The organism is Pseudomonas sp. UBA5706, assembly GCF_002419965.1.
Classification (GTDB): domain Bacteria; phylum Pseudomonadota; class Gammaproteobacteria; order Pseudomonadales; family Pseudomonadaceae; genus Aquipseudomonas.
On sequence record NZ_DIHC01000001.1, the window covers coordinates 15,317 to 27,892 of the forward strand.

The window sequence follows — 12,576 nt, forward strand, 5'->3', positions numbered from 1 at the left end:
CCGGTCACACCAAGGATTCGCACCCCATAAGGAACCTGACCATGCAACGTTACACCTCAACCTTGTTTCCCCCGGTCAACCGGGAACCCTCGACCCTGGCGCTGCGCCCAGTATTGATCGCTGGCCTCGTGACGCCGGTCGAGGACGGCGATGGCGGCGTCAACTTCAATATCGTTAACGACCCGTATGGCATGTTGGCCGCTGTGGACCCCTGGTCGCGCATGGCAGTGGGAGATCATGTCGATATCTACTGGGACACCGAGCGCGTCGCGCAAGGGGACGTGGGCCCTGACGATGTCAACGAACGCATGTTTTTCCTGTTGGACACCCAGCCAATCACAGCGGGCTGGGCCGAAAATGTTCACTACCGGCTGACACGACAGGGGTCGAGTACGCCGGAAGATTCAGTAGGTCTGCGGATCAGGGTCAAACTCGATTTCCCAGGGGGGCTGGACAGGGAACCGCATCTGCCTGGCCATTCGGAACTCGCGGCCCCAGGCCTGCCCCAAGAGGTGATCGACAACGGCGTGGATGCCAGCTGGGCGGCGCGCGGGATACCGGCAGAAATCGCTGCCTACCCCGGCCGCGCGGCCTATGACACCATCAGACTGGTCTGGGGAGATGTGCCCCTGAACCATCGAGTCACCCCTGCCGAAGCCGCTGGCAGGGACCCCATTGTCATCACGGTGGATCAGGCAACCGTTCTCGCGGCGGGGGATGCCCGCAACCTGCTGGTGCGCTATCAGGTGTACGACGAGGTTTGGAATTTCTCTTCGGACTGGTCGCGAAGTACCTATGTGGATGTCGAAGCAGGCGCTCAACGCCTCAACGCGCCGGTGATCAAGGACGCATTCAACGGCGTAATCGATCTGGGCCGCCTGGGGGCAGACGACGTCACTGTGCAAATCGTGATGATTGGCGCTCCGTTCGAGCGCAATGACACTGTCACCCTGACCTGGCTAGGCACTCCGGCCACGGGCGAGCCGGTGATTTATACCAAAGTGGTGGCGGTGACCAGTGTTCCGGCCGTCCTCGAGATATCAGTACCCAACGCCGACATCCGCGCAATCAATGGCGGCAATGGTCGGGCCACCTATGTGCTGACCAAGGCAAATGGTGATCCGCCTCAGTCCTCCAAACGCGCAACCGCCAGGGTCACCGGGCAGATTCCACTGCCGGCGCCCGCCGTGCTGGAAGCGGTCGGCAACACGCTGGACCCGACGCTGGACCGCGCCCACGTGCAGATTCCTGTCTACGATAAAATGGCCAACGGCGACCTCATCGACATGATCTGGCTGGGCACCCAGCAGAACGGCGCGCCGCACCTCTACGAAGGTCAGCACATCGTTTCGGCCAGTGAAGTGGGGAATGTGATCTACATTCCGGTGCCCGAACACGACATCGCCATTCTGGCCAACGGCACGCTGGATGTCAGTTATCGGGTGTCCAACGACACACTCAGGCCACTGGATGTTCGTGTCTCCGACCACCTGAACCTGACCATCGCTCAACGCCGTGCCGAGTTGCCCGCTCCCTCGGTGGACGAGGCACCCGACGGCGTGCTGGATCCTGAACAGGTACCGATTCATGCCACCTTACGAGTGCCTTACACCGGTACTGCCGTGGGCGATCTTTTAACCTGGTATTGGCAGGCGGAATCGCCTGATGGCACCGATCAGGATTCGATCCCCATCACCTACCCCATCGCCGGGCAACCCGTCACCTTCTTCATCCCGCGGGCGCTGATCGAGCCGAGCCTGAACACTATTGTAAAAGTGTTTTACAGCCTCGAACTCGCCAGCACCGGCCAATTCCAGTATTCGCAGGTGCTGGACCTGACCATCGGCAAGCTGATCGGCGAATTGCCTGCGCCGCAAGTGCTTGAGGCCACCGGCACGGCGCTGGACCCGATGCAGGCTCTGAACGGCGCGACGGTACGTGTACGCTACGCCAGCATGGACCTCCAAGACGTCATCACCCTGACCTGGCTAGGCAGCCCTGGAGCGGGTTCGCCGGCAGATCAGCAAGTGACGGGGTCAGCGACCGGCCAGGTCGATTTCCCGATTCCTGCGTCTGTCATCGGCGCCAACATCGGTCAGCGGGTCAGCGTGGTCTATAAGGTCAAGCGCTCGACGACAGAGAAGCAATCCGAGTTTCTGCTGCTCGACGTGACGCCCATTCCCGACAGCCAACTGCCGACGCCGCTCATTGCTCAGGCCAATGCGCAAACCAAGGTCTTGAACCTGGCGACCTTTGTCGGCAACGCGACCACGACGGTGGCGAAATGGCCCTTCATCGCAACAGGCCAGCGGGTGTGGCTGCGGCTCGAAGGCGTAACCGAGAGCGGCGGGCCGCACGCCATCGTACTACTTGACGGCGCCGAACTGACCGGCGCGCAAATCGGCTCCGGCCTGTCCGAGAGCGTCCTGCGCACGGCGCTTGAGAAACTGGGGCAAGACACGACGCTCACCGTGGTGTGCAAGGTGGCGTTCAACGGCGTGGCCGATGAGTACAGCGCCTTGCCGCTCCCCATGTCGGTATATGAATTCAAGCTGCACCACGACTGGGTCACCCCGATCATCGTTAGCGTGAAGGACTCCAAAGGTGAAGTGACTGAGGGCGGGACGACGTTCGACATAAACCTGACCCTTAGCGGAACCGGAACCCTGGACACTGAACTGGAAATGCTCGATGGGCCGACCCGCCTGACCACTGCCCACACCGACCTTAACGGCGCGTGGACAGTCGATCTGACCAACCAACGTCCCAAAGGCTACCGCATCACGGCCAGGGCACTGGACGGCAGCGGCCTGGTGTCGCAACAGCGCACGTACGAAGTGCTTGCGAACATAACCCCGACTATCGAACAGGTGCGGGACTCTCGCGGCGCTCTGGGCAACGGCGGGACGACAGTCGATACCACGGTCGCAGCCTCCGGCAAAGCCGCGCCTAATGAGCAGGTTCAGGTGCTCGACGGGACAGCGCCCAAGGGTAACGCATCGGTGAATGGCAACGGCGACTGGAGTCTTCCAGTAACGGGGCTTGCCGTAGGGACGCACAGTCTTAAGGCGCAGGCGCTATACGCTAATCGCCCCGAATCGACGGTCTGGAACGTGGTCGTTGCCAGCGCAATCGCGCCAACCATCAGCAGTATCCGGGACAGCGACGGCGACGAAATTGCCCCGAATGGCTTCACCGTCGACACCCGACTCACCCTCACGGGCAATGCCAATGCCAATCTTGAGGTAGAGATATTCGATGGCACCGCCTCCAAAGGCAGGGTCACGGTCAATGGCAGCGGCGTCTGGACATCGACGCTCGAAAACCTTTCTGTTGCTTCACATTCGATGACGGCCAAGGCCCTGTACGGCAACGGTGCCACATCATCGGTGCGCAACTTCACCATTGTCGCGTTGGTCAATCCAAGCATCACAAGCGTGGTCGATCCGCAGAACGCACCCATCGCCAATGGCGGGTCAACCTTTGCCAGCAGCGCGACCGCCTCGGGGCAGGCATCGATTCATCAAATGGTGGAAGTTTTCGATGGCACGGTCTCCAAAGGCACGGCTACCGCCAACGCCAGCGGTGCATGGTCTCACGTCGTCAGCGGCCTGGCCGTGGGAGCTCGCGCATTGACTGCCAAAGCGCTGTACGCGAACAACCCTGTATCAGCGCCATGGAGCTTTACGGTCAAGGCGGCAACGGTGCCGACGCTGCTCAGCGTGCGGGATTCGCGAGGAGAAGTCGCCAATGGCGGCTCGACCACGGACACCACGGTCACAGCCTCCGGCAAAGCCGCGCCTAACGAGCAGGTTCAGGTGCTCGACGGGACAGCGCCCAAGGGTAATGCATCGGTGAATGGCAACGGCGACTGGAGTCTTCCAGTAGCGGGGCTTGCCATAGGGGCGCACAGTCTCAAGGCCGTGGCCCAGTATGGGAGCGGACCTGAATCCAACATTCGAACCTTCGCTGTCAGGTCACCGGTGCCCGACTTTGTGCTGGATCCCACACCGGTTAATTTGAGTGGCAGGATCTATCTGCTTCCAGATTATGCAAACCTCGATCCTGTCAGTTGGCCTGCGGGCACTACTTACACCCGAGTGCCCAGCAGTGGTGTGGCGCCATACACCTACACCTCGAGCAATCCAGCGGTGATACGCGTCGATGCCAACGGCACGATCTACTCACGAGGAAACGGCAGTGCCACGATCACGGTCACGGACAGCCAGGGGCGATCAGGCTCGTACCCGGTCAACGTCAGCAACGTCATTCACGTCATAGGACTTGGGAACAGCCTCTATCGCGATGCAGTGAGTGCCGCGGCCAGCCGGAGCAAGCGGATACCCAGTTTGGCTGAGTTGAATGAGATTTATGCTGCGTATCTGGGCCGTTGGCCGATGGGTAACAGGCTTTACTGGTCAACCACACCAGGCTCAGGCCTATCGACGGTACGTTGTAAGAACCTGGTAACGGGGGGCTGGCAGGACCTGTCGACCAGGGTATTCCAGGTCGGCGGGGACTACGCCAATGTGGTCGCCATCTAGAAAACAGCCCACTGAGCGATTCATCGCTCAGTGGGCTTTTCTATTACCAGCTATACCGCAAACCGACGTTCGCGCCGAATGGCTGTTCGATATGCTGACCATTGGAGTAATCGAAGTCGGCGTGCAACTGCAGGTTATCGGAGAAGGCAACCGCAACACCGGCGCCCAGCTCCGCACGGGAACCGGACAGATCGTTGTTGAACGTGTTGTTGTTGACCTGAACCTTGTTGTTTTTCGCGAACTCATGCACACCGGCTGCCCGAACGTAAGGCTGCACCACCTTACCGTCGCTGAGCGTGAAATTGCGGCCTGCCGTGGCGCCGACTTTACCCAGGAGTGAGCGCGTACGATCGCCTTCGGCCTGCATGTCGTTGTTCAGATGATAATCCTTGCCCTGAATGACGACTGCGGAGAGCTGGGTAAAAGGCTCGACGAAATAACCGTCGTCCAGTTTGATGTGGCGGCCAAACTCGACCGAACCACCGACACCGGAGTTGTCGTAATCACCCTTGGCGCGTGTACCGTCGCTGATGCTCACTTTCGAGTCGTTGCGAAAGCGGTTGGCCTTGATGACGCCGTCGAAATAGTACCCGCTTGCCTGATCCAGCCACGTGGTATAGAGACCTGCGTAGTAACTTTTTACAGTGCCTGACGTACCGCGATTCAGATCAAGATCAGACTTACTGTGGCCAGCAAGCACACCGACCAGCCACTGACCGTCGCCGACCGGCAGCGGCGCATCGGCACCCAGGGAGAAACCCTGCTGCGTCTGCTGATAACCAACGCCCGACGACTCACTTACATTGTACTTGTTGCCGTAGGTCCGAACCCAGCCACCGGCCTTGCCACCGTTAAAGCGCAGTTCACCCATACGGCTGCGCAACGAGGTCAGCTCGCCGTACCAGACGGTCGGCGCGGTATTGAAAAGCGCTAGCACCGAAGCCGTACCGGGGCTGATAGTCTTGGTACTCGGATCGAGGAACCAATCAGTGCCACTGGAACCGTTGTCCACTGAATTCAGTGCATATGAAAAAGTGCCGACGTCCACCACGCCTGCCCCCGCCAGGGCAAATGTCGCATCCCCGCCGCCGGTGCGCACCACCGTCAGTGGCTCGGGCGACACCGGGTCGACACCGGAACCGGCGATCAGCAGGGAATGGGTGCCTGTGGCAGACCCTGTCACGTTCAAAACGTCATGCTGGTTGGTGGCGAAATCAGCATCCATGACGAAGGTGCCGTTACCGGCCAGGGTTCCGACATCCAGCTGGAAGAACTCATCGGGGGCCCCGAACTTCACCGTACCGTCGTTGATGGACAGCACGCCGACACTGTTGGAAGCAACCATGTTCCAGAGTGACTGCCCAGCCAGCGTGAGGCCTTCAACATTGATCAGGTTGCCAGTGAATTGCGAGCCGTTCTGCAGCGTCAGAGTGCCGTTACGACCGTCGGTGATCGTGTAATCGCCTGTAAACGCACTGCGCTCCAGCGCAACGCTGTCAACGTTGCTCACGTTGCCAGTGAACTGCGAGCCATTGCGCAACGTGAGGTCCCCCGTGCGGATGTCACTGATGGTGTAATCACCGTCGAACGAACTGCCGTCCAGCCTGGCACGGTCGACATTGATCAGGTTACCGGTGAACTGCGAGCCGTTCTGCAGCGTCAGAGTGCTGTTACGACCGTCGGTGATCGTGTAATCACCTGTGAACGCACTGCGCTCCAGCGCAACGCTGTCAACATTGTTCACGTTGCCATTGAACTGCGAGCCATTGCGCAACGTGAGGTCGCCAGTGCGGGTGTCGCCAATGGCGTAATTACCCTCGAACGAACTGCCGTCCAGCGTGGCGCGGTCGACATTGGTCAGGTTGCCCGTGAACTGCGAGCCGTTCTGAAGGGTCAGGTTGGCAGTACGGCTATCATTGACCATGTATTCTCCGGTGAACGAGCTGCCGTCCAGCGCCGCACTGTCGACATTGATCAGGTTGCCGGTCAGGCTGGAGTTATTGGCCATCGTCACGTGCGCGCTGCTGGTCTGGTCAGCGCTAATGTCGCCGGTCAGCGAAGCATTATCGAAAGTAAAGTTGCCCGTGCTGCCGTTGGTGACAGCGAATGTGCCGTTGAGCAAACTGTTGCGTACAAGGGCGTTGAGCGTGGCGTCACCGTTGATTTCCAGCGCATTGCCGTTGCCACCCTTCAACGTAGTGCCGTCCAACAACTGGAGGTTGGCAACCAGACCCAGGCCGAGACCGTCGAAGGCGATGGCTGCACCGTTGTCGCCCGTAACTGACGTACTGGAAAGGCTCATTGTCCCTTCGCGCGGAGCGGTGGGATCAGCGAAGTATTGGATGCCGTTGAGGCCGCCATGCACCGAGCCGCCCGTCACGCCGATTTCGGAAGAAAAAGCCCTGAGCCCAAAACCGTCGGCGCGCACGCCACTGACCTGAACGTTGTTCAAAATGAGCGTGCTGTGGACCGAGGTACTGACTCCCCCCAGGCTGCCCGTTACTGAACCACCACTCATCGTTACAGCGGAGCCTTGGCCAGTAGAACCGGCCGAGTTCAATTCCAGACCTGTGGCGAATGCATTAGTTGTGGCGTTGATATCGGAATTGAGAATTTGTGCACTACTGGCAGTAAGTCTAAGTCCGGCACTGGCGGCACCACCGGTAATGTTCGCGCCTGCGATATCAGCCTGCGAGCCGATACCGAGGGTGATGTTTTCCGCTGAACTGCCGTCCGTCATATTTAAAGTCGCGGCCGTGGTCCTGATGGACTGGGTGTTGGCGCCATTGACATTGAGTGTTGCACCGCTTTGCACCTCCCAACTGTCCAGCAGCTCTCCAGGACGCAGTGTCCGGGTTTCCCCAGGGGCGACGATCGATAAGCCATGAACGACGGGGCTGATGCCGAACAGCACAAAAGAACCAACGGCAGAGCGAACGAGCAAAGACATCCGTGTTGCCTTGAATACGGGCATAACGAGTTCCTTGAGTAAGTGGAGGGCCTCCGACTGCAAGAAAAAAATAAGGGTCGAAGGAAACTGGCGCGAAGACTACCGACCTCACTGCCAGTAAGATGTAGGATATTTCCGTGGTCTATGAGCGAAGCATCCTACAGCGACGGAAGGAAGTTGAATTTCACATGCGTAAAACAGCGAACTGTGCGTGCAACGTTTTCTAACTCCGACCGTATAAGCAAAGCCGGATGTATCATCCGGCTTTACTGTTTAGTGCCTAGTTCCTGTTAAGGAAAGGCGGGAAGCATGTGCCTCCTGGCGTGGTTGTCGATGCATAGATCTGTGCGCTGCCAATTTTGACCGGCGCGCCGCTGGTCCGGTAGGTCACTTTGACAAGACCTAACGCTCCGATAGGAAGGAGATGATCCTCATAAGGTTCCACTTGCAGCGTAAAACCCTCCTCGATCTGAGTAGCCGTTAATGTAATGGTATCGCTCCACTCATCACCGGCCGGCACATTCCCTAGATAGTCGCTGTACCCTTGAACGATCACCTCGATTTCATCGCCTTCTTCCAATGCTCCTGGATTAGGTGGAATTGCTACATTCAAATGATGATCTGAACCGACGAAAGATCTGCAATTGAGAATGGGGGTGACGCCGTCGTTCATCAAATCTGCATCCGGGAAATCCGGCGCAGATAACTCGACAATCACCGCCTCACTGACATCTACCCCGGTCGGAGGGCACATCTCATAGTTGCCCCCTGTGACCTGATCGAGAGTGTAGAAAACCGGCACATCAGTACTGACCGGCCCTTTGTCGATGGTGTCCCAAGCGATGGTGAAGGTGTGAGGCAGACCGGCGTCTGCCGCGTCTGGCTCATATTCATCGGCCAGGTTATCGAAATTGCCCCAATACAATCTCAGCCGAGAACCCGTGTCGATAGGATCATGCAGCTCCACAACCGCCGTTGCATCCAAACCAATATCGTCGGCGTTGATCTTGTTGTCCTCGGCGTTGGCACCGCCCCCGCGAACGGTAACCGGTTTAAGGTTCGGGTTGATTGGATCGGGCCTTTCGGGGTTGACCGGGCCAGGCACGTACAGATCCACTTCGACGGTGACGAGATCGGAGTCGAATCTCCTTCTACCGCGCTCCACCCGATAACCAACCTGTGTGGGCACGGGAGTCGTGGAAGCTCCGAAAGCCTGCGCCAGAGCACTGTAAGGAATTTTCACCTGGATCGTATCGCCCGGGTTAATAACAATATTAGGGGCAATTTCGACGCCTCCCCATGTCACCACGATACGATCGTTGTTTTGCCAGTTCGCATACCGCTCGATCATTACGCTATCGCGCCCCTCGCGTATATCGTCCAGATTGAACTGTGTATCGCTGTCTTCGATCCCGGGTACACGGGGTGCTGGCAACGGCTCAATGGGCAACGGCATGATAAGCAGATCGACCACAGCCGCATCGGACGCCTGTCCGCGGTTACCCACCTTATCCAACAGTCGGTAGGTTATATACAGTCTCCCGTCCGGCAGAGCGCGCAGACGGTCACCGGGAATGAGCACTTCGCGAGTCACAGAATCCAATGACCCCTCATAGGCGGGTGTCCCGTCGGGGTCGGGCGTCGTTGCGCCCACAAAAACCTGCACCGTATCGCCCAGTTGCTCATCGTTATAGGCCGGAATAACCACTGCCAGCATATCGCCATTGGCGGCCAGATATGCATCGGTCACGCCTTCTGCCCTGATCAGCGCGTCATCGCGGAACGTCAGTGCGTCGGGGGACTGGCCGCCATAGTGAGGCGCTTGTTGGTCAATGATGAACGCGACCTCAACAGATTCCTCCTCAATATTGTTGTAGGTCCTGATCCTGTAGCGCAGCAGGTATTGACCATGACCGGGAAAGTTCTCTTGACTGAAGGTGACCGGCTTGTCGGGTCCATCCGGAAGCGTCGGGCCGGGAATCAAAAGCTCCTGCGCCGTTCTCCAGCTCAGGTCATCGCGGAGTCGGTATTGGAATGTGAGGATGTCGGAAAATATTGGCAGGGGAGAACCATTAGGCCAGGCGGGAATCTGGATCACCATGTCCTTTACCTGATCCTCGCGAGGGACCAGACCGGCGAAGTCTGGATCACCTCCCCACCATACCGGTAATTTGGGGGCACTGAGTTCCTGAACCCCAGCGCCACTGCGTGAGCGATTTCCCTTTTCCACATACTTGTTTACATAGTATTGAGCGATTGTTTTTTGCTGAGCGTCCATGACAACTCTCCTTGTATATAGATATATAAACTTCCATTTCACTGTTCCCGCAATAACTGCAGGGCTTCACAAACGGGGAATAACTGAGCACGCGGGTTTACTTGAAAAAATGACCACCGGTGAGTGCAATTGATACTTTGCTGTTAAGCAACTTGACAAGCAGCGGACGGGTTCCAAATAGCGCTGCATCTCTCACGGGATTAAATAGCCTTGGGGGGCTCGCATGTTCCACCGGCCGCTAACTTACGAGTGATTTTCACCAGCCCTTCATAAGAAATAGCCGATTGCCCGTTACTTTTTTTCAATCGATAACGAGCGATCGCAGAACCTTCCAGGATGGGTTCGATGTGCGGCACATAGGGTTCAATCAACATGTCCTTGGAACCTGCCGACAGGTCTGCCGCGCTCACGGTGCCCGGAAACTCACCCTCGGTGCCCTCGATGGGTGTTATACCATTGAGGGTTTCATAACCCTGCCAGGACAGGAGGATTTCGTCGCCCACAGCGACTTCCCCTGGCGGGAAAGGCAGCCGGACCCTGATACCGTTCCAGGGTTCATTTGCGCAATTGATGTATCCATAAATAGTGGCATCCGGAAATTCCGGTTCTGGCAAGTCGGGTAACTCTGGAATAGGTACCAATTGCACATCGACGGCGGTTTGCAACGAAAAAGGGGTTTCGTTTCCTGCCCGATCACGGACTTTATACGTCAGGTAAAACGTGCCGTCTTCGCCGGAAGACCGAATGGCATCCCCTGATAGATTCAATCGAATATCCCCGGACACGATCTCCTGCGCCGTCACGGTTTTCGTATCGATTGGGCTAGACGTCGGTGGATTGTTCTGCGACCAGTAGAGACTGATGACGTCGCCCTCACGGGCATCCAGATACAACGGCTGTGGGACGCGCAATTCAACATGGTCGCCATGACCGGCCAGGTATTCTTCAGTGATCCTGCCGTCCGCCAGATCATCCGGCAGCAGCAGCGGTTGGAGCTGCTTGTCGAAACTCGGCGGCAGGCTGTCAAATGTAACATTGCGGATATTCGATCCGCTGAAATAGCCGTTGAAACTTTTGACCACGTAACGGACTTCGCATCGTCCGTCAGTCGGCAAAGCGGATTTTTCGATGAACAGGGGGTACGGAAAGTCCCCGGGATCGAGCGGTCCCGGAAACGCCATGCTGCGGACTTCATAGTCACCTGGCCCGGTTTTGAAATACAGCACCAACTGATCATTAAGTCCTGGCGGGGCAGGCACTGGCCAGAGCGGCACTCTGACTTCCAGATCCCTGAGATGACTGCCGACAGGCATTAACCCCTCAGGGTCATTCGCATCGATTACCCCGACCACCTCCACTTCTCCAAGGTCCATGGGGACGGGTTCAAAATTGACATCGAGATAGAAGTCGGCGTCAAGTCCGAGGTTCAGACCCAGCCCGCTGACGGTTGAAGCGTCGTCATTGACCATTAGATGCCACTCCAGTCCATGGAAAGGAATTGTCTGCCGGGTGTCAGGACGGATATACCGCCGACAGAAGAACTGGATTCATTAGATGCGCCTGCAAAATCCATGTCTACTGTCAACCTTGACAGTAGACATGGATTTCTGGTGGTGGTAAGCGATACCTAGCACGGTGCCATGCAGCGCCAGGTCACCGTGGCCGGGCTGGACTGACGATGAGCTCAGTCCAGCGCTGGATTGATCACCAGGACCACCTTGCCCGACACTTGATTGGTCGCCAGTTCCGCGTAAGCCTCTTCGGCTTCACTGATCGGAAAACTGCGCGCCAACTGTGGCTTCAGCCGGCCTTCGGTGAACAACGGCCATACCTGTTGCCCAAGGTCGGCCAGCAGGTCGGCCTTGAATTGATCGTCGCGGCTGCGCAGGGTGGAACCCAGAATGTGAATACGCTTGCTCAGCACCTGAGCGAAATCCAGTTCGGCCTGGCGCCCGCCCATCAGGCCGATCAGTACCAGACGTCCGTCAGTGCCCAACACCTTTAGGTTAAGTGCGGCGTAGTTGGCGCCGACCGGGTCGAGAATCACGTTGAAAGGTCCGAAATCACTTAGCCCGTCGAGACTCTCGTTGCGGATCACCCCGCCCTGCGCGCCGAGTTCTTCGCAGTACGCCAGCCGCTCGGCCGAACCGACGCTGACCCAGCATGGGCTGCCGAACGCCCTACACAGCTGAATGGCGGCTGAACCAACGCCACTTGCTCCGGCGTGCAGCAACACCTTCTCGCCAGGCTTCAGACCCGCCAACTGAAACAGATTGAGCCAGGCCGTTGCATAGACTTCAGGAAGGCCCGCCGCCTCATGCAGCGACACGCCCTCTGGCACCGGCAATACATGTCGTGCGTCGGCCACCACTTCTTCGGCCATTGCCCCACCTGCCACCAGCGCGCAAACGCGGTCGCCCACTGCCCAGGCGGCACCGGAGCCGACTTCGGCGATCACCCCGGAACACTCCATGCCGAGTATTTGGGTCACTCCAGGTGGCGGCGGATACAAGCCGGCCCTCTGCAGCAGGTCAGCCCGATTGAGTCCTGCCGCAGCGACCTTGATGCGAACTTGCCCTACATCGAGCGCCGGTGCTGGCTGTTCAACCCATTCCACATGACCTTCAACGCCTTGCAATGCTTTCACGGTGCCTCCATAGTGAGTCTCGACTGAGCCCGATGTGTTCCATGGCACGCGGGCTTTTTGCATTATGCGACCGGGTTTCGCCCCAGGTTGTGTGAAATACGTTGCGAGCGAAGGCAATACACGTTAGCCAAGCGCAGTCGTTTTCACGGAACCTGAA

General features: G+C 58.2%; 5 protein-coding genes. 1 reads left to right on the forward strand and 4 read right to left on the reverse strand.

The annotated features are described in order from the left end of the window. The first annotated feature begins 41 nt into the window (after positions 1-41). The gene (locus tag B3I26_RS00070; RefSeq protein ID WP_296254137.1) at positions 42-4,544 is read left to right on the forward strand and encodes a hypothetical protein; all 4,503 of its coding nucleotides are present in this window, start codon (positions 42-44) and stop codon (positions 4,542-4,544) included. Between the two features lie 43 nt (positions 4,545-4,587). Here the strand turns inward: B3I26_RS00070 and B3I26_RS00075 are convergent, their stop codons facing one another. The 4 genes from B3I26_RS00075 to B3I26_RS00090 form a co-directional block, all read right to left on the reverse strand. Continuing rightward, positions 4,588-7,494 carry an autotransporter outer membrane beta-barrel domain-containing protein gene (locus B3I26_RS00075; RefSeq protein ID WP_296254138.1) on the reverse strand — a complete coding sequence of 969 codons (2,907 nt, stop codon included), beginning with the start codon at positions 7,492-7,494 and terminating at the stop codon, positions 4,588-4,590. 280 nt (positions 7,495-7,774) lie between these two features. Continuing rightward, entirely contained in the window at positions 7,775-9,772 is a 1,998-nt protein-coding gene (locus B3I26_RS00080) for a hypothetical protein (protein ID WP_296254139.1), read from the reverse strand. Between the two features lie 200 nt (positions 9,773-9,972). After that, positions 9,973-11,241: a hypothetical protein gene (locus B3I26_RS00085; protein ID WP_296254140.1), complete on the reverse strand. Its 1,269-nt coding sequence runs from the start codon at positions 11,239-11,241 to the stop codon at positions 9,973-9,975. A gap of 215 nt (positions 11,242-11,456) precedes the next feature. Beyond that, positions 11,457-12,419, reverse strand: coding sequence for an NAD(P)H-quinone oxidoreductase (locus tag B3I26_RS00090; protein ID WP_296254141.1), 963 nt, complete (start codon positions 12,417-12,419; stop codon positions 11,457-11,459). Positions 12,420-12,576 lie beyond the last annotated feature (157 nt).